The sequence below is a fragment of the Proteiniclasticum ruminis DSM 24773 genome, from assembly GCF_000701905.1.
In the GTDB taxonomy this organism is placed as follows: domain Bacteria; phylum Bacillota; class Clostridia; order Clostridiales; family Clostridiaceae; genus Proteiniclasticum; species Proteiniclasticum ruminis.
Genome location: NZ_KL370832.1, coordinates 208269 through 226520 on the forward strand (window position 1 = coordinate 208269; position 18252 = coordinate 226520).

Genomic DNA, 18252 nt, shown 5'->3' on the forward strand with positions numbered 1-18252 from the left:
TGGTTTTTAGAATCCTCCAATAGTTTCTAGTAAAGAGCAGTATGCGGCAGGCTGTATACTGCTCTTTATCCGTTCTTGTTTGGTATCTGTCAGTGAATGAAAGCTCCTAATTTTCCGTGTGAATGACTTGCAAAAAATGCGAAGACACTGGGAAAAAATGCCCAGATAAGACGGAAAAATGTGGGGGAATCTGGTTCTGGCTGCTCTTGGTGAATAGAGGCATCTAGCCCAATGAACTTTTTAGAATCTGAAATTTTCGTGAAATTCCAGGATGATTATTTGAAATAAAGAAAATTTAGTTTCAATTTACTGAGAATTTGGGAAAAATATTGGAGGTTATTCGGATGGCTCATGGCTGGTGATAAAATAGTCAAGTTTTTCATGCTTTAGAATTACAGAGCAGTTTTAACAACAAATGGGTACTTTTCACTGGTTAAAATTTAGACTATGATATAGGCATCAAATTATGTTTATGTGAAAGGAAGGTAAACTATGGCATTTATACACGACAATTTTATGCTGAAGAATGAAACAGGCAAAAAGCTCTATCATGAGTATGCAAAAGACATGCCGATTTATGACTACCACTGTCATTTGGATCCAAAACTCATAGCAGAGAACAAGAGATTCAAAAACATCACCGAAATCTGGCTGGGAGGCGACCATTACAAGTGGAGAGCCATGAGAAGCACAGGCATCAGTGAAGAGTACATCACAGGAAACAAGTCTGACTTTGAGAAGTTTGAAGCGTTCTGCGCCACCATGCCATATTGCATCGGAAACCCTTTGTACCACTGGTCCCATATGGAGCTGAAGACTTACTTTGGCATCGAGGACACCATTTGTCCGGAAAACGCTCAGATTATCTGGGAAAAGGCAAACAAGGTCATTGAGGGTGAGGATTTCAATGTGCGAAATCTGATCAGAAACTCCAATGTGGCGGTGATCTGCACCACAGATGATCTGATCGATACACTGGAGCATCATAGAGCCATCAAAGAAGATGAAAGCTTCCAGACCAAAGTGCTTCCAGCACTCAGGCCAGACAAGCTTCTGAATATCGACAAAGAGGGCTTTGCGGATTACATGAAAAAGCTTTCTGACATTGTTGGATTTGACGTGAAGGATGTGAAGAGCCTTATTTCAGCAGTGGAAAACAGAGTAGACTTTTTCCACGAAAATGGCGCAAGACTTTCCGATCACGCCTTGGACACCGTTTTCTTCGAAGAGTACACAGAAGCGGAAATCGCATCTGTTCTGGAAAAAGCCCTTGCCCGTGAGACATTGACTGTTCTAGAAACAGCCAAGTACAAGTCATTTGTGCTGGTGGAACTTGGTAAGATGTACAAAAAGAGAGACTGGGCACAGCAGTACCATATTGGCGCTCTAAGAAACAACAACACCAGAATGTTCCATAAAATGGGCGCTGACATCGGGTTTGACTCCATCAACGACGAACTGGTGGCAAGACCGCTGTCCAAGCTCATGGACACTTTGGACAGAGAAGACAATCTGCCAAAGACTATACTCTACAACCTGAACGGAAGAGACAATGATGTCATTGGAACCATGCTGGGGAACTTCCAGGGAGAAACCAATGGCGTCATGAAAATTCAGTTCGGATCCGGCTGGTGGTTCAATGACCAGAAAGACGGTATGGAAAAACAGATGATCTCTCTGGCAAACCTTTCTCTTCTCAGAAAATTCGTGGGTATGCTCACGGACTCCAGATCTTTCATCTCCTATCCAAGACATGACTACTTCAGAAGAATTCTCTGCAGCCTTCTTGGAAAATGGGTAGAAGAGGGAGAGGTGCCTGAAGACTACGCTCTGCTGGAGCAGATGGTGAAGGAAATTTCTTATCTCAACGCAGAAAAATACTTCAACATGTAAGAAAAAAGAAACAGCATACTAATACGTACCGAAAAAAAAGTCTGGAGCATCAGAACTCCAGACTTTTTTTCTTTGGCAAAGAAGAGCATGCTGCCTGCGGGGTGAAGGAGTCATTACGAATTTCTCAATAAAAAACAAACAAATATTCATTAAACATGTTTAAAAGAAGTCATAGGAATACCCGGGTAAACGTTGCACGTAAACCGTTACAAAGAATTGTCCGAATATTGGGGATTTGTGAAAGTGCTTTCATATTTCGTTCATAATCTCTATATTTTTAGAGCTTCCACAATTAAATTTTACAAAATCATAATGGGATAAAAAGATGAAAGCTGCTGATTTTCAGTGATATACTCTATTATAACCAAAGGTGGAAAAGTGCTGAAAAGGGATACAGGAGAAAATGTACAATCCGTAAAATAACTTTCAAAATTTATGAATTTACCTGTTGACGCACTAGTATACCAGTGTTAAACTTTAGTTAAGGTCCTGTGAAAAGGATAACATCAAAAATGATCCTTTTGGGGAAAGAAGGGATAACAACTATGAAAATGATTTTAAGATGGTTTCCCTTTGGAGATGACAGCGTAACGCTGAAGGAGATCCGCCAAATACCGGGAGTCACAGGTGTAGCCACCTGCATGCCGAAGATTCCGGTGGGAGAGGTGTGGCCTCTGGAAATGCTCGAGTCTCTGAAGAAAGAAATCAACGACGCGGGACTTGAAATGGAAGTCATCGAGAGTGTCAATATCCATGAAGACATTAAAAAAGGACTCCCAAGCCGCGATCAGTACATCGAGAATTACATCAGAACTCTGGAGCATCTGTCCAAAGTGGGCGTAAAAGTGCTCTGCTACAATTTCATGCCGGTGATGGACTGGGCAAGAAGCGATCTTTCCCTGGAACTGCCTGATGGCAGCCAGGTCATGGCTTACCGCCATGAAGAAGTGCTTCAAATGAACCCGAAAGTCATGGCAGATGTCATGGCAAAGAAAGCACGAGGATACAGTCTTCCTGGATGGGAGCCAGAACGGCTCGATGCCATGGCAAAAGACATTGAGTTCTATCAGAATATGACCCAAGAGACCTACTGGGAAAATATGAAATATTTCCTCGATCAGGTCATTCCATATGCGGAGCAGTATGACATAAAACTTGCCATACACCCTGATGATCCACCATGGCCGCTTTATGGGTTGCCTAAAGTGATCACCAACAGGGAGAACATCAGAAAGTTTCTGGATCTCAACAAGAGTCCCTACAATGGGCTGACCTTCTGTACTGGAAGTCTTGGTTCGGATCTTAAGAATGATCTTCCGGAGATGATCCGAGAGTTTGGTAAGGAAGGCAGAATCCATTTTGCACACATACGTAACGTAAAGCATCTGACAGAAAAAGATTTTGACGAGGCTGCACATCTGTCCAGTTGTGGAGACCTTGATATGTTTGAAGTCATGAAAGCTTATGATGAAGTGGGATTTGAAGGATATGTAAGACCAGACCATGGAAGAATGATCTGGGGCGAGAAAGCAAGACCTGGCTATGGACTCTACGACAGAGCCATTGGGGCCAATTACCTTCTGGGTCTTCAGGAAGCCATCTCAAAAATGAAAACCCGATATAAATAGGGAAAAGGGGATACTTCTATGGAAATCACAGCAAGGAAAAGTAAAGAGACCGCTCGGGACTATGCCTTTCGCACCTTGCGGAAGAATATCGTCAACTTGAAGCTGCAGCCTGGAAGCATGGTCAGTGAGAAAGAACTGGCCGATGAAATGGGCATTTCCCGGACACCGACAAGAGAAGCGCTCATAGAACTCAGCAAGAGCCAAATTGTAGATATTCTCCCACAGAAGGGAAGCTATATCTCCAAGATTGACTACAGTCTGGTGGATGAAGCCAGATTCATGAGACTGGTTCTTGAAAATGCAGTGGTGGAAACTGTATGTGAGGTAGCCACGGAGGAAGACCACAGAGCTCTTCTTCAAAATATCACCATGCAGGAGATTTATCTCAAGTCCAGCTCATTCCGTCAGTTTTTCCAGCTGGATAATGAATTCCATGAACAGCTCTTCATCATTGCGAGGAAAACTCAGATTTATCACCTCATGGACAGTATGATGATTCACTTTGACCGGGTGAGAATGCTGAGACTGCTCACAGATAAAGAAGTGCAGGAGCTACTGGATGATCATCGTGCCATCCTGGATGCTATTATAAGAAAAAGTAAAATCGAAGCCGTTGCGCTCATGACCAGTCACTTATCCCGCTACAAGGTGGATGAGGAGCTTATAAGACGAGACCATCCTGATTATTTTGTGTAGCGGATGAAAGCAGTAATTGCACACGAAAGCTATGGAAACAAAGGATCATCCTATTTTAAGGAGGTGAGGCCAGGCATAAAGAAGTGCAGACCATCGATTGATTCCAACAGGAATCGTTGAACTTAACGTTGTTACCAATTAAAAAATATAAATTTACAGGGGGACAAAATGAAAAAGAAGTTATTAGCCATGATCATGAGTTTAACAATCGTTGCAAGTCTTGCAGCATGTGGACTGAAGGAGCCTGCTCCAGAAACACCAGAAACACCAGAAACACCGACTGAAGAGCCAGGCGAAGAGCCAGGTGAAGTAGAACCAGAAGTGACACTTGTGTACGCAGAAGTAAATCCGCTGGACACCATCGTTGGACAGACAGACCAGGCATTTGCTGACAAGGTTCATGAACTTTCCGGTGGAAAGATCAAGATCGAAATTCAGGCTTCAGGTGTTCTTGGATCCGAAAACGACGTACTTGATGCAATGCTCGGCGGCGGAGGCACCATCGACATGTCCCGTATCTCCGCATTTGCGCTGACACCATACGGCGGACTGAAGTCCAAGCTTCTCTCCATTCCTTACACTTTTGTAAGCAGAGACCATTTCTGGAACTTTGCTACATCTGATCTTGCACCAGAATTTCTTCTTGAGCCACAAGAAGCTGGAACAGGCGTAAGAGGACTTTTCTATGGAGAAGAAGGATTCCGTCATTTCTTCACAGTTGATCCTGTAAACTCCATCGAAGACCTGAAGGGAATGAAGCTCAGAGTATCCAATGACCCAGTTATGAACGGTATGGTCAACGGTCTTGGCGCTTCACCTACAGTAGTATCCTTCGGAGAACTGTATTCCGCACTTCAGACTGGTGTTGTAGATGGAGCTGAGCAGCCTATCGCAAACTACAAGTCCAATGCATTCCCAGAAGTTGCTCCTAACCTGATTCTTGATGGACATACCCTTGGTGCAATCCAGGTTATCATCACAGACGAAGCATGGGACGGTCTTACCGAAGAACAGCAGAACATCCTGATGGAAGCTGGTAAGTATGCATCTGAATACAACAGAAAGATCTCCGCTGAAGCAGAGGCTAAAGTTCTGGATGAGCTGAAGGCTGCTGGCGTAAACGTTGTTGAAGTTACAGATATGGCTCCATGGCAGGCAGCTGTTAAGGACGTTGTTGAAGCTGAAACAAAGGACTTCAAAGAACTGTATCAGCAGATTCTTGATATGCAGTAATCGTACAATCTAGGAACTGTATGCTGGAAAAGAGATTCTCTTTTCCAGCATCTTGTAAAAGAAGTGCATAAGGAAAACCACCTTATGCACTCTTTCTTTTCTATCACACATGAATCAAGGAGGATTCTTATGCAAAATAAAGTAGAGACCAAAAGCCAGATGTCATCGGTTTTTGAATCCATCTATAATTTTGTGCTGCTGGTATGTAAACTGCTGCTGGTAGCCGATATCCTCATCACAACCATGGCGGTTGCCGGAAGATTTGTTCCATTTATTCCGGATCCAGCTTGGAGTGAAGAGGTGGTCTTAACACTCATGTCTTATATGGCAGTTCTTTCTGCAGCGCTGGCCATCCGTAGAAACGCACACATCCGAATGACAGCCTTTGACAAATATCTGTCTGAAAAAGCACTCATCGTTATGGATATTATTGCAGACCTTTTTGTCTTCGCTTTCGCCATCGTGATGCTTGTGGTTGGATGGAACTATGCAATGAAAATAGGTTCCAAAGGAACCTATGTCAGCATGCCATGGCTGTCCAGATTCTGGATGTATTTCCCAATTCCATTGGCAGGCTTTGCTATGATCCTGTTCCTGTCCGAATCTTTAGTAGGACATTTTAAAAAGTTTTCATCATTAAAGGGGGCTAAATCATGAGTGCACAATCGATATCTATTTTAATACTCCTGGGCAGCTTCCTGCTTATGATTTTCTTGAGATTTCCCATTGCGTACGCAGTAGGACTTGCATCTATGTTCACACTATTATATGAAGGACTTCCACTGACCACCATCGCACAGCAGATGGTCAAAGGTATCAGCTCCTTCAGCCTTATGGCGGTGCCATTCTTCATCACCATGGGTGTTCTCATGGGATCAGGTGGTATTTCTGAGAGGCTCATCGCCCTGGCGAATGCCTGTGTAGGCTGGATGCGTGGAGGGCTTGCCATGGTAAACGTGGTAGCTTCATACTTCTTCGGTGGAATCTCTGGTTCTGCTGCAGCAGATACCGCTTCTCTTGGTAGTATCCTGATCCCTATGATGGTGGATGAAGGATACGATGCGGACTTCTCCACAGCGGTGACCATCACCTCATCTGTGGAAGGACTACTGGTTCCTCCAAGCCATAACATGGTCATCTATGCCACCACAGCTGGTGGAATCTCTGTAGGAAGTCTTTTCCTTGCAGGATATCTTCCAGGAGCGATCCTGGCAGTATCACTCATGATCATGTCTTACATCATTTCTGTGAAGAAAAACTATCCAAAGGGCGCGAAGTTCAGCCTGATGGTGCTCTTTAAGCAGATGCTCAGCTCATTCTGGGCTCTGGCAGCGGTTCTTATCGTTGTTGTAGGCGTTGTTGGTGGTGTGTTTACAGCCACAGAGTCTGCAGCCATTGCTGTTATCTATAGCCTTATAGTCTCTGTATTTATCTACAAGGGACTGGACTGGAAAGGCGTATGGAACTCATTGGGTGAGTGTGTGAATACACTGTCCATAGTACTGATTCTGATCGCTACTTCCAGTATTTTCGGATTTATGCTTACCAGGCTTCACGTGCCACAGCTGGCGGCCAATGCCATCATCGGATTCACAAACAATCCGATCATTCTGGCGCTGCTTCTTAATGTGATCCTTCTGATTCTTGGTATGATCATGGATATGGCGCCAATCATTCTAATTGCGACACCAATCCTCCTGCCAATCGCAACATCCATCGGAATCGATCCAATTCAGTTTGGTATCATCATGGTGCTGAACTGCGGTATCGGTCTTCTGACACCACCGGTTGGTGCGGTGCTCTTCATTGGATCTGCTGTGAGTAAACAGCCTATGGAGAAGATTGTAAAGGCGACGCTGCCATTCTTCCTTATGATGATTGTGACACTTCTTGTGATCACCTTCGTACCTGCAGCGAGCTTGTGGCTCCCATCCTTATTTAACTAGGAATGGACATGAAATTTGAATTTCCTTATGAGACCAGAGCGAAGGATCTATGGAAGATTTCCATGTACAATATTTACCACTCCATGGCAGGCATGGTGAATGTCATCTTCACCATGGCCATGATCCTTCTCAGTATCCGTTATTTCACTCAAGTGGATATGATCCTAAAGATTCTCCTTCTTCTTGGCCTATCCATCTTCACAGTGGTACAGCCTGTTCTGATCTACTTGCGTGCGAAGAAGCAGGTGGAGGGTCTTCCGGAGGGCATGAAAATTGCGCTGGACGACAAAGGCATCCACGTGGAAAAGAATGGACAAAAGTCCATACTCCGATGGAGTAAAGTCCAAGGAATCAAACGGTATCCTTTTCTTCTGATCATCTTTGCATCAGGCGGACAAGGGTATATCCTCAGTAATGATACACTGGGAAAAGAAAAAGAGAATCTTTATAACTACGTTATACGCATGCATAAAAAATAACTTCTCATGAATGACCACCTTTTAGGTGGTCATTTCTATTAATTTATTAACTTAACAGTGGGGTAAACCCATTCAAAACTATGGTAAAATATAGTAAATATTTCGTATTATAAGGAGCGAGTGAATTGAGTAGGAGTAGTCTAAGTGACATGGCATATGATCAAATAAAAAGAAAGATTATTTATGGACATTACCCACCTAATGAAATGATAAGTGAAAGTATAATATGTGAGGAAATTAATAGTTCAAGAACACCAGTAAGAGAAGCCATTAATAAGTTAGAGCAGGATAACTTGGTAAAAGTAGTATATAAAAAAGGAATAATGGTCAAGGATATCACATTAAATGATATCAAGTTGATTTTCGAAACACGTTTATTAATTGAGCCCTATGCAGTTCGAAATTATGGTGTAAATCTTGATAAGGAGTATTTAAAAATATTATGGGAAAGGATGCAGCATTTTGAGTCTCGTGAGCAATCGTACAAGATTGATGATGAACTTCATATGTATCTTGTACATCAAACTGGCAATGTTTATCTCATTAATACTATGAGAGCTATTTATGATCATAATATGAGACTCCGTATTCTAGCCGGTGAGAAAGTAAATGCCAGGATGGAAAGTACTGAGATTGAGCATCGTGAGATATTTAACTCATTGTTCAAAGGAGACTTTGAAGCTGCTGCAACGTATCTTACAATACATTTGGAAAAATCTAGAGAAGCAAGCTATAAAATGATGTTAAGTGAATATAATTTAAATCTTAGATAAAAAAATATCTATTTAAGTTTTAACAAATTAATTGGTGAACATTTAATGGTTAAATTAGTTTTCTAGAATACTAATTAGTTTTCAGAATTTAAGAGGTAATTGAATAAAAGGCATAAGAAATCTAACAAATTCTTATTTTTGACAAGATGTTGGAATTTGCATTGACAACGGTTTCTATATGCATTACTATTCATGTATACAAGACGGATACTTCAAATAAACAAGACTTGAAGGCCGTACTATATTTTAGGGGGATAAAAATGAAAAAAGTACTTTCAATTGTTGTAGCAACTATGTTAGCTCTCTCAGTTGCTGCTTGCGGCGCTAAGGAGGAGGCTCCTGAAACACCAGGAACTGAAAACCCAGGAACTGAAACACCTGTTGACTCAGGTGATGTTGTTGAAGTCCAAATCGGATTTGAGAACTCAATGTCAGAACCAATTGGACAAGCACTGCAAAAGTGGGCAGATCTAGTGGAAGAACAAGGCGACGGAAGCATGAAAATTGTCCTTTATCCAGACAGTCAGCTTGGGAGTAAGAATGAACTCATTGACTCCATGCTTCTAGGTGAACCAGTAATGACATTAGCAGATGGAGCTTTTTATGCTGATTATGGTGTAAAGGATTTCGGTATTCTTTTTGGACCTTTCCTATTTGATAATTGGGAACAAGCTTGGACACTGACTGAAAGTGACTGGTATAAGGGACAATCAGATCTGCTTGAAGAGAAGGGACTCAAGATCATTACTTCAAACTGGAAGTACGGAGATCGTCATACTATGACAACAACTCCAGTAAAAGGACCTGAAGATCTAAAGGGGTTAAAGGTTCGTGTGCCATCGAATCAAATTCAAACCGAAGGTTTTAATGCTATGGGAGCAACAGCAGTTGGTCTTCCACTAGGCGATACATATGAAGCATTAACAACTGGTACCATAACTGGTGTTGAAAACCCTCTCGCTACACTTTATGGAAGAAAATTCCAGGAAGTTGCAAAATACCTGATTCTGGATGCTCATGTGAAGAACTTTACTACTTGGGTTACTGGAACCATGTTCTTTGACGGATTATCAGCAGAACAGCAAGAACTATTAGTTTCTACTGGTAAAGAAGCAGGATTCTACAACAACGGATTGGTAGATGAAGCTGAAGCAGATTATCTCCAGAAGTTTAAGGATGAGGGAGTAACTGTGACAGAGGTAGATGATGCTACACAAGCTGCATTTAAGCAGTCAGCAATGTCTTTCTATGATCTTGGATCTACCTTCGGGTGGTCTGATGGACTTTATGAGACAGTTAGAAAGGCTATGGGCGCAGAATAATTAATAAAGAGAGTTGGTGTAAAATTGGACAAGAAAAATGTTGGATTAAATTGGTTGCTCAACATTGATTTGATTGTTGCAGGAGTTTCCTTAGCAATACTTGTATCTATTACACTACTAGGCGCGCTTTCCAGATACTTTTTAAATAATCCATTCACCTGGATGGAGGAGCTTCAGCTCCTCCTAGAGGTATGGGTTGTTTTTTTAGGCGCTGGTTACGCATTTAGAGTTGGTGGACATGTAGCAATCGAACTTCTCGTTGATGCATTACCGGAGAAGATGCAGAAAGTAATGGAAATTATCATTGCTGCTGTAGTCTTAGTTACAATGGGTTACTTACTATATCAAAGCTTTGGATATTTTCAACTTTTCGAAAGAAGTGGTAGAACTACTAGTATTATGCAAATACCGTATACGTTTATATATGGAATAGTTCCTATCTCTTGTATTAATATCATTCTTAGTTTTGTTTACGTTTTTGTTAAGAAGCTAAGAGGAATAGATATTACGAAAGGAGTTGAAATGTAATGGATTTAGTCTTAGTGATCTTTGTCTTACTGCTTGTACTTCTGTTTTTGAAAGTTCCAGTATATATTGCTATTTTAGGATCATCTTTAGTATATTTCTTTCTCACACCAGGAGTAAACAGTATTGTATTTGCCCAACAAGCTATAGGTGGAACTGAGAGTATTTCATTGTTGGCAGTCCCTTTCTTTGTTTTGCTAGGATCCTTGATGAACTACAGTGGTGTTACATCCAGAATATTTGATTTCGCAGCAATGTTAACCGGAAGAATGAAGGGTGGTCTTGGACATGTTAATGTGCTTTTGTCTACTCTTATGGGAGGCCTTTCAGGGTCGAACTTAGCTGATGCAGCTATGCAATCAAAGATGCTGGTGCCTGAAATGGAGAAAAAAGGCTTTTCGAAACCATTTTCTTCCGTTGTAACTGCGACTTCATCTATGATTACACCCCTTATTCCTCCTGGAATTGCTATGATTCTTTATGGAAGTATTGCCAATGTATCTATTGGAAAGTTGTTTGTCTCAGGAATAGGGATAGGTGGACTTCTTTGTATTGCGTTAATGGGACTTGTAGCTGTCATTTCCAACAAACGGAATTATCCAAGAATACGGGAACACCGTTTAGGGATAAATGAATTTATAAATGGTGCAAAGCCAGCAATAATTCCATTGATGATTCCGATTGTTATTATCGGAGCTATTCGAGCAGGTATTGTAACTGCAACTGAAGCCGGATCCTTAGCTGTATTCTTAGCTATCATTCTCGGGATATTCTATAAAGAACTGGATATGAAGGCTATGATGAAATCGATCAAAGAAACTGTTGTATCTACATCAGGAATTATGCTGATCGTGGCAGCGGCATCTGTTTTCTCATGGATTTTAACAAAAGAACGAATTCCGCAACAACTTGCAGAGTGGTTGATTGCAACAATAAATAATAAATATATTTTTCTGTTTGTTGTTAATATTTTCCTGTTGATTGTAGGTATGTTTATTGAAGGAAATGCATCTATGATTATTCTAGTTCCGCTACTTGCACCTATTGCAGCAGCCTTTGGCATCAATGAGATTCATTTTGCAATGATGTATATATTTAACAATGCTATTGGAGCACTTTCACCACCAATGGGTACTTTGATGTTTGTAACATGTGGTATTACTGGTTGCAAGACGAAAGATTTTATCAAAGAAGCTGTTCCGTTTTATATACTGCTAGGAGTAGTGTTATTTATTATTACATATATCCCGTTTTTCTCTACTGCACTAGTAAATCTGCTTTATTAAATAAAAAGGGATGAGTATTCTTCCCTTTTTATTTAGAACAACATGTATACAAGAAAAATACAAGAGAGGATGTAAATAATGGAAGCTATTTTTATAAACGAACCTGGAACTGTTGAAATTAAAAGTATCAATAAACCAAAGCCTGGTAAAGGAGAAGCTCTCCTAAAAATCCTTTATGGGGGGATATGTGGTAGTGATCTAGGATCATATAAAGGTACATTTGCCTATTTCGAATATCCAAGAACACCGGGGCATGAATTATCTGCGGAAATCATCGAAGTGGACAATAATGATTATGGCTTTAAGCCTGGGATGCTTGTAACGATGAATCCATACTTTAATTGTGGCAAGTGCTACTCTTGTCAGAGAGGATTAGTTAATGCTTGTACTACCAATCAGACCATGGGAGTACAAAGAGAAGGGGGATTTTCTGAATATATTACAATGCCGATAGAACGGTTGGTAGATGGGAAAAATCTTTCGCCAAAATCGCTTGCACTTATCGAACCATTTTGTATTAGTTATCACGGTGTAAAAAGAGCAAATATTTCTGATAAAGACACAGTACTTATCGTGGGTGCGGGTACAATTGGAATTCTTGCAGCTGTAGCTGCTAAAGCTAAGGGAGCGAAGGTTTATATCGCAGATGTGGCTGAGCAAAAACTCAGCTATGCGCTTGGTTTTGGGGTAGATGGAACGATTCTAAACGACAGCCCGGAAAGCTTTGAGAAAAAAGTATTAGAAGCAACAAACGGAAATGGATTTGATGTTACAATTGAAGCAGTTGGGTTACCATCAACTTTCCAGAATTGTATTGATGCTGCAAGTTTTGGTGGGAGAGTTGTTCTTATAGGTGTAGGCAAGAAAAACCTTGACTTTAATTTTACTATAATTCAAAAGAAGGAACTTAATGTTTATGGTTCAAGAAACGCTTTAACCTCAGATTTTGTAGAGTTAATAGATATTGTAAACTCAGGTCAGATTGATTTAGAGAGAGTTATTACTAATATATATAAGTTTAGTGATGCGAGTAAAGCGTTTGAAGATTTTAGTAATAATGCTTCATCAATGCTGAAGGTTTTGATCGAATTTTAATAAGTAAAGCCTCTGAAAAATTTCAGAGGCTGATTTAAATGACTACTTATTTGAAATTATTTAAGTTTCAGCATCGCCAAATGCTTTGAAATATGCTCCTCCAGATGGAAGAAATAGTGGGAGAGATGATGCTCCAGAGCTTCAAAAAAATCATTTTTCAGGAGATAGTCACCCTTATCATTTTTGTCTTCCAATATATAGCCATAGGTAATGTGCAGAAGCTGCCGGGCATCGTCATTTCTGAGATACGCCGGAAGATCTTTGTCTTCCACAGTATCAAGGGCAGGAACCTTTGAAAGGTCTGTGGTCACATGATAAAGGGCGGTGGCATCCTCAAAGCGGTTCAGGGCATGGGCATGGAGTCTTCTGTAAAGCTTTGGTTCCTTCTCCGCAATGACTTCCACAGCTTCCAGCCAGTTGGTGCCAGCAGTTTTCACATGGAATCTACCATGGGTTTCCTCTGCCACGAAGGGGAAAATGCTGAACTTGTCACTGCCGGAGTGCACACTGATCCGATAGCCAAAATGCTCTGCAATGGCCACATGTGCTTTGATGTCTTCTCTGAAGGCGTTTAGGTCACCGATGTAGTCGATGCCCTTTTGGAACTCCCCGATGAATCTGGGGGCCATGGTACTGATCACAATGCCACGGTCGTTCAGCTCTTTGGCGATGATGTAGTGCGAGATGGGGTTTGTTGGGGTTGCGGTCTCATCAATGGAGATTTCAAAATCCAGCGGAGCCTCATAGGGTAGAATAATTTCTTCATAGACTTCATGAATGAAGGAAATGGAGTCTCCATAGGTCAGCACGTCTCTCATGAGCTGCTCTTTGCCGATGGGCAAGGACAGGCCGGGAAGGTCTGTGTTTTTATTCAGATATTTGTCTTCGTAGTAGCTTCGGGTTTCTTCTGAAATAAGCTGATACTTCTCTTCCAGGGCCTCCATATTGAGGTCTAGGATGGTGTTGTCGATCTTTTCGGAGGAGTCCAGAGTGATCATGGTGGCTCCGATGGACAGTTCCTTCAGAATATCCGCCTTGCTTTTCAGGTGATCTCCATCAGCACCATAACCGTCAGTATAGCCTTCTGCGAACACTGCATAGGCGGCTGCGTCTATGACATCCTCATAGGTACGGTTTGTCATGGTCAGCTCCCGGATGCTCTGCTGTGCAAAAATGGGAAACACCTTGGTGCCTTTGAGCGCATGGATATGACCGAAGGTGGCAAGACCCAGACGGTCTCCAAGCCCCATGGAAGTTCTTTTCTCCACATTGGCCACAGGTGCTGTGTAGGGGAAGAACCGGTTGAGAACAAGTCTGTTCTCATGGTTTGCTGGAGCGATTTTAACGCCTTCTGCAAGATCGCCTTGAAGCGCATCCAAAAGAGGACCAGACCCATAAGCCAGAAGATACGATGAGCCTTCCTCTCTCACGAAAAGCAGCCTTGTGCCCTCATGGGAGGTGTGAGAAGCAGGGAAAAGAGTGAGATTTTCGTAGGACGCTTTCAGTGTACCTTCCCGAAAATCCTGAAGCAGATGTGAGTTCATAAAAAAATCCTCCTAAACATTTAATATTAAAGGTTTAATAATACGTACTTTTATTATACAATAAAATCATAGAGGAAATCGCTGGTTCTTTTGAAATTAAAGAGAAAAATTGAGAACTTTCTGTTAAGTTAAACCCGAAAACGTGAAATGTTTTAAAGACTCCTGAAATCGAGAAAACCAACGAAATCCAAAGATCAAAAAGGAGAAATGAAATGCTAAAAAATATCAAAGATGTTGTGGAAAAGAAATTCGGAAACAGAAAAGAAATGATTCTTCAGTACGGGGAAGGAAACTTTCTTCGGGCATTCTGTGACTGGATGGTGGAAGAAGCCAACGAAGAGGGGCTGATCGAGGGCAGTATTGTTCTTGTACAGCCTATCAGCTTCGGCATGGTGGACAAAATCAATGAACAGGAGGGACTTTATACCCTCATCATGAGAGGCCTGGAAAATGGAGAGAAAGTGGAGCGCACAAAGGTGATCACTTCTGTATCCAGAGGACTCAATCCTTTCGAGGACTATGAAGGGTATATGAAGCTTGCAGAAAGCGAGGACCTGAAAATCGTCATCTCCAACACCACAGAAGCGGGGATTTCTTATGTGGCGGGGGATGTATTAGAAGACCAGCTGCCAAAAGCATTCCCAGCCAAAGTGCTGAAGTTTCTGTATCACCGGTACAACCATTTTCATGGAGACAAGGAAAGAGGACTTCTATTCCTCCCGGTGGAACTCATTGACAACAATGGACCTGAATTGAGACGTATTGTGCTTCAGTATGCAAAGGAATGGAACCTTCCGGAAGAATTCATCCAGTGGATGGAAGAGACCTGCTATTTTGCAAACACTCTGGTGGACCGCATTGTCACAGGGTATCCTAGAGACGAAGTAAAAGAATACCACGAGAAGTTTGGCTACGAGGACAACCTCCTGGTGACCTCTGAAGTGTTCAATCTCTGGGTCATTGAAGCACCTAAAAAGTATGAGACGCTTTTCCCCATCCATAAAACCAGGGCCAATGTCATTTTCACCGATGATGTGCGTCCTTATAAGAAGAGAAAGGTCCGGATCCTAAACGGCGGACATACCTCCACAGTACTGGCGGCATATCTTGCTGGCCATGATTATGTGGGTCAGTTCATTGAGGATGAAGTGTTCAACGGTTTCCTGAGAAGCCTCATTTTTGATGAGATCATCCCCACCATTGATCTTCCAAAGGAAGAGCTGAAGGAATTTGCAGAAGCGGTTTTTGAGCGGTTTGGCAATCCTTACATCAAGCATAGACTGCTGGACATCTCCTTAAATTCCGTATCCAAATTCACGGCAAGATGCCTGCCTACACTTTTGGATTTTGAGAAAGAGAACGGCAGACTGCCAGAAAGAATGGTCTTCTCCCTAGCTGCACTTCTGAAATTCTACCAGGTGGAGAAAAAGGAAGAAGGTTATGTGGGGATCCGTGAAAATGGGGAGACCTATCCAGTGAAGGATGACGAGGACAAACTGGCTTATTTTGAAAAGGCCTGGAAAGAGATGGGACTTCCAGAACTTGTGAAAGACGTTCTGGGAAAAGAAGATCTCTGGCAGAGAAATCTTCTGGACGTGCCAGGACTATACGAAGCCACCCTCAAGCATCTTGAAAAGATCACACAAGATGGTGTCATCAGCACGCTGAAAGCACTATAGAAGGAGATAGAAATGGAAGAGATGAATAAACTGTATCTGATCACAGAAAAAGACAATGTGGCTGTGGCCCTTCTTCCGGTTGTAGAGAAAGAAGAGCTTCAGGCAGGGGAAGAGAAGGTCACCGCCCTCACGGACATTCCTGTAGGTCATAAGATTGCACTGCGGGACATATCAGCGGGCGAAGACATCATGAAATATGGTTTTTCCATTGGAATCGCCAAAGAAAACATCAAAAAAGGGGCGCATGTTCATACGCATAATGTGAAAACAGGCCTCCATGATCTTATGGAGTACCGCTATACCCCGAAAAGAGAAGACTACAGAGTTTTCGACGGACCTGAAACCTTCCTGGGTTACCGCAGGAAAAACGGTCTCGTGGGAATACGAAATGAGCTGTGGATCGTCCCCACCGTGGGCTGTGTCAATGGCGTAGCGGAGCTCATCATTAAGAAGTTCAGAGAGCGCGTACAGCCGGAAGGCCTGGATGCCATTGAGGTATTCAGTCACAATTATGGCTGCTCCCAGCTGGGAGATGACCACGAGAACACCAAGACCATTCTGGCGGATCTTGTGAAGCACCCCAATGCGGGAGGTGTTCTAGTTCTTGGCCTTGGCTGTGAGAACAACACCATGGAAGACTTCAGACTTGCCGTGGGAGAAGTGGATGAGGACCGGGTTCAGTTCATCGTGACCCAGCAGGTGGGCAATGAAATTGAAGAAGGCATCCGTGCCCTGACAAGAATCTATGAGGCCATGAAGGAAGACAGAAGGGTAGAAGTACCTGTGTCTGAACTGAAGATTGGTCTCAAATGCGGAGGCTCCGATGGATTCAGCGGCATCACCGCAAATCCGCTTCTTGGCAGATTCTCTGATTATCTTGTAGGAAAAGGAGGCACCACAATACTTACAGAAGTGCCTGAGATGTTCGGCGCGGAAACCATCCTCATGGACCGTGCGGTAGATGAAGAGGTCTTTGAGAAGACTGTGCATCTCGTCAATGATTTCAAGCAGTACTTCATTGATAACAGACAGCCCATCTATGAAAATCCTTCTCCAGGAAACAAAGCTGGAGGCATCACCACACTGGAAGACAAGTCCCTGGGCTGCACCCAGAAGGGCGGAAGCTCCCTGGTGACCGATGTGCTGAAGTATGGGGAGCTTTCTTCCAAGAAGGGACTGAACCTTCTCAGCGCACCAGGAAACGACCTGGTAGCTTCCACAGCTCTCGGCGCCTCAGGATGTCATATGGTGCTCTTCACCACAGGAAGAGGAACCCCCTTTGGCAGCTTTGTCCCCACAGTGAAGATTTCCTCCAACTCCAGAATTTACGATCTGAAACCCCACTGGATTGATTTCAATGCCGGACAGATGCTGGATGGAATGGATTCAGATGACATGACCAAGGAGTTCATTTCCTACATCATCGATGTGGCCAGCGGAAAGCTTGTGAACAATGAAGAAGCGGGATTCCGTGAAATCTCCATCTTTAAAACCGGGGTCACCCTTTAGGGAGTATCCTGTAAAAGTATAAAAAATGACCTTCCCCTTTATGGAATGCCAGGCCTAGGGCTTCTCCATGAAGAGGAAGGTCTTTTTAAATTTTGGAACCTTTGTCATTTATTTTTGGCAGTAAATGGTGGAAAATAGAGGGTCATTCTTCTCATATCCGGCTCGTTCATGGGAAAAATCTTTACCGACGAACTGAACTGTGCCCATTTTCTCCACCTGATAAACATCCCAGGTATAGCTGTTGTCGTTTTTCTTGTTGAAACCTCCGGTCTGGAAGGCTTTCAGAAGGATCTCTCCATTTTCCCCGACACCGTAGATGTAGGGTTCTACAATCCGAACCAGTCCTTCGTACTCGAATTCAATGAGTTCTCCCTGATTGATGGCTTCATATAGTGTTGTGTTCATAAAATCATCTCCTTTTACGTCTCTTCTTTGTTTTCATCTGCAAAAAACTGTATAGGTAGACCTTATCATGAAAATATGAGAAACCTTTGAAAAAAACGTTAACTCTTTTCTTTTCATGCTTTGCTGGAGATGAAGAAAGAGGAAATGATGCAGGAATAGAGTGAAAAAGATGTTGAGCTCCAAGGAGAAAAAGTGTTCTGTATATGGACGGAAACTGTAACATTTATGAAATCTTTACA

At 42.4% G+C, this 18252-nt stretch carries 16 protein-coding genes; 14 read left to right on the top strand and 2 right to left on the bottom strand.

Going from position 1 to position 18252, the window contains the following annotated elements:
* Window positions 1-492 precede the first annotated feature (492 nt).
* The 12 genes from uxaC (at window position 493) to T487_RS0114120 (ending at window position 12876) form a co-directional block, all read left to right on the top strand.
* Window positions 493-1893, top strand: a complete 1401-nt coding sequence (uxaC, locus tag T487_RS0114065) for a glucuronate isomerase (RefSeq protein ID WP_031577775.1) — start codon at window positions 493-495, stop codon at window positions 1891-1893.
* Window positions 1894-2438: 545 nt separating this feature from the next.
* Window positions 2439-3521 (top strand): mannonate dehydratase, encoded by a 1083-nt coding sequence (uxuA, locus tag T487_RS0114070; protein WP_031577776.1) that lies wholly within the window; start codon window positions 2439-2441, stop codon window positions 3519-3521.
* Between the two features lie 18 nt (window positions 3522-3539).
* Window positions 3540-4217 carry a GntR family transcriptional regulator gene (locus T487_RS0114075; RefSeq protein WP_031577777.1) on the top strand — a complete coding sequence of 226 codons (678 nt, stop codon included), beginning with the start codon at window positions 3540-3542 and terminating at the stop codon, window positions 4215-4217.
* A gap of 168 nt (window positions 4218-4385) precedes the next feature.
* A complete protein-coding gene (locus T487_RS0114080; protein WP_031577778.1) occupies window positions 4386-5450 on the top strand; it encodes a TRAP transporter substrate-binding protein in 1065 nt (354 codons plus the stop codon).
* Window positions 5451-5579: 129 nt separating this feature from the next.
* The gene (locus T487_RS0114085) at window positions 5580-6107 is read left to right on the top strand and encodes a TRAP transporter small permease (protein ID WP_143004594.1); all 528 of its coding nucleotides are present in this window, start codon (window positions 5580-5582) and stop codon (window positions 6105-6107) included.
* On the top strand, window positions 6104-7396 hold the full coding sequence (locus T487_RS0114090; RefSeq protein WP_031577780.1) for a TRAP transporter large permease: 1293 nt from the start codon (window positions 6104-6106) through the stop codon (window positions 7394-7396). The genes T487_RS0114085 and T487_RS0114090 overlap by 4 nt, the downstream gene beginning before the upstream one ends.
* Before the next feature lie 8 nt (window positions 7397-7404).
* A complete protein-coding gene (locus T487_RS0114095) occupies window positions 7405-7875 on the top strand; it encodes a YcxB family protein (RefSeq protein ID WP_031577781.1) in 471 nt (156 codons plus the stop codon).
* Window positions 7876-8024: 149 nt separating this feature from the next.
* Window positions 8025-8648 (top strand): GntR family transcriptional regulator, encoded by a 624-nt coding sequence (locus T487_RS0114100; protein WP_031577782.1) that lies wholly within the window; start codon window positions 8025-8027, stop codon window positions 8646-8648.
* 260 nt (window positions 8649-8908) lie between these two features.
* Window positions 8909-9970 carry a C4-dicarboxylate TRAP transporter substrate-binding protein gene (locus tag T487_RS0114105; RefSeq protein ID WP_031577783.1) on the top strand — a complete coding sequence of 354 codons (1062 nt, stop codon included), beginning with the start codon at window positions 8909-8911 and terminating at the stop codon, window positions 9968-9970.
* A gap of 24 nt (window positions 9971-9994) precedes the next feature.
* Window positions 9995-10498, top strand: coding sequence for a TRAP transporter small permease (locus T487_RS0114110; RefSeq protein ID WP_051651746.1), 504 nt, complete (start codon window positions 9995-9997; stop codon window positions 10496-10498).
* Entirely contained in the window at window positions 10498-11781 is a 1284-nt protein-coding gene (locus tag T487_RS0114115; protein WP_031577785.1) for a TRAP transporter large permease, read from the top strand. Before T487_RS0114110 ends, T487_RS0114115 begins: the two co-directional genes overlap by 1 nt.
* Window positions 11782-11859: 78 nt before the next feature.
* On the top strand, window positions 11860-12876 hold the full coding sequence (locus T487_RS0114120) for a zinc-binding alcohol dehydrogenase family protein (RefSeq protein ID WP_031577786.1): 1017 nt from the start codon (window positions 11860-11862) through the stop codon (window positions 12874-12876).
* A gap of 56 nt (window positions 12877-12932) precedes the next feature.
* On the opposite strand, the gene T487_RS0114125 is transcribed toward T487_RS0114120, so the two are convergent.
* Window positions 12933-14420, bottom strand: coding sequence for a tagaturonate epimerase family protein (locus T487_RS0114125; RefSeq protein WP_031577787.1), 1488 nt, complete (start codon window positions 14418-14420; stop codon window positions 12933-12935).
* Window positions 14421-14632: 212 nt separating this feature from the next.
* On the opposite strand from T487_RS0114125, the gene T487_RS0114130 reads away from it, so the two are divergent.
* On the top strand, window positions 14633-16099 hold the full coding sequence (locus T487_RS0114130) for a tagaturonate reductase (RefSeq protein ID WP_031577788.1): 1467 nt from the start codon (window positions 14633-14635) through the stop codon (window positions 16097-16099).
* 21 nt (window positions 16100-16120) lie between these two features.
* A complete protein-coding gene (locus T487_RS0114135) occupies window positions 16121-17608 on the top strand; it encodes a UxaA family hydrolase (RefSeq protein ID WP_031577789.1) in 1488 nt (495 codons plus the stop codon).
* Window positions 17609-17716: 108 nt separating this feature from the next.
* Here T487_RS0114135 and T487_RS15605 read toward each other — a convergent pair whose 3' ends face one another.
* The gene (locus tag T487_RS15605) at window positions 17717-18013 is read right to left on the bottom strand and encodes a hypothetical protein (protein WP_036909577.1); all 297 of its coding nucleotides are present in this window, start codon (window positions 18011-18013) and stop codon (window positions 17717-17719) included.
* Window positions 18014-18252 lie beyond the last annotated feature (239 nt).

What these genes read in the sequence shown, in the direction of transcription:
- T487_RS0114090 (WP_031577780.1), top strand. Translation starts at nt 6,104, where the DNA reads ATGAGTGCACAATCGATATCTATTTTAATACTCCTGGGCAGCTTCCTG.
- T487_RS0114100 (WP_031577782.1), top strand. Translation starts at nt 8,025, where the DNA reads ATGGCATATGATCAAATAAAAAGAAAGATTATTTATGGACATTACCCA.
- T487_RS0114115 (WP_031577785.1), top strand. Translation starts at nt 10,498, where the DNA reads ATGGATTTAGTCTTAGTGATCTTTGTCTTACTGCTTGTACTTCTGTTT.
- T487_RS0114120 (WP_031577786.1), top strand. Translation starts at nt 11,860, where the DNA reads ATGGAAGCTATTTTTATAAACGAACCTGGAACTGTTGAAATTAAAAGT.
- T487_RS15605 (WP_036909577.1), bottom strand. Translation starts at nt 18,013, where the DNA reads ATGAACACAACACTATATGAAGCCATCAATCAGGGAGAACTCATTGAA.
- T487_RS0114095 (WP_031577781.1), top strand. Translation starts at nt 7,405, where the DNA reads ATGAAATTTGAATTTCCTTATGAGACCAGAGCGAAGGATCTATGGAAG.
- T487_RS0114080 (WP_031577778.1), top strand. Translation starts at nt 4,386, where the DNA reads ATGAAAAAGAAGTTATTAGCCATGATCATGAGTTTAACAATCGTTGCA.
- T487_RS0114135 (WP_031577789.1), top strand. Translation starts at nt 16,121, where the DNA reads ATGAATAAACTGTATCTGATCACAGAAAAAGACAATGTGGCTGTGGCC.
- uxuA (WP_031577776.1), top strand. Translation starts at nt 2,439, where the DNA reads ATGAAAATGATTTTAAGATGGTTTCCCTTTGGAGATGACAGCGTAACG.
- T487_RS0114130 (WP_031577788.1), top strand. Translation starts at nt 14,633, where the DNA reads ATGCTAAAAAATATCAAAGATGTTGTGGAAAAGAAATTCGGAAACAGA.
- T487_RS0114085 (WP_143004594.1), top strand. Translation starts at nt 5,580, where the DNA reads ATGCAAAATAAAGTAGAGACCAAAAGCCAGATGTCATCGGTTTTTGAA.
- T487_RS0114125 (WP_031577787.1), bottom strand. Translation starts at nt 14,420, where the DNA reads ATGAACTCACATCTGCTTCAGGATTTTCGGGAAGGTACACTGAAAGCG.
- T487_RS0114105 (WP_031577783.1), top strand. Translation starts at nt 8,909, where the DNA reads ATGAAAAAAGTACTTTCAATTGTTGTAGCAACTATGTTAGCTCTCTCA.
- T487_RS0114075 (WP_031577777.1), top strand. Translation starts at nt 3,540, where the DNA reads ATGGAAATCACAGCAAGGAAAAGTAAAGAGACCGCTCGGGACTATGCC.
- uxaC (WP_031577775.1), top strand. Translation starts at nt 493, where the DNA reads ATGGCATTTATACACGACAATTTTATGCTGAAGAATGAAACAGGCAAA.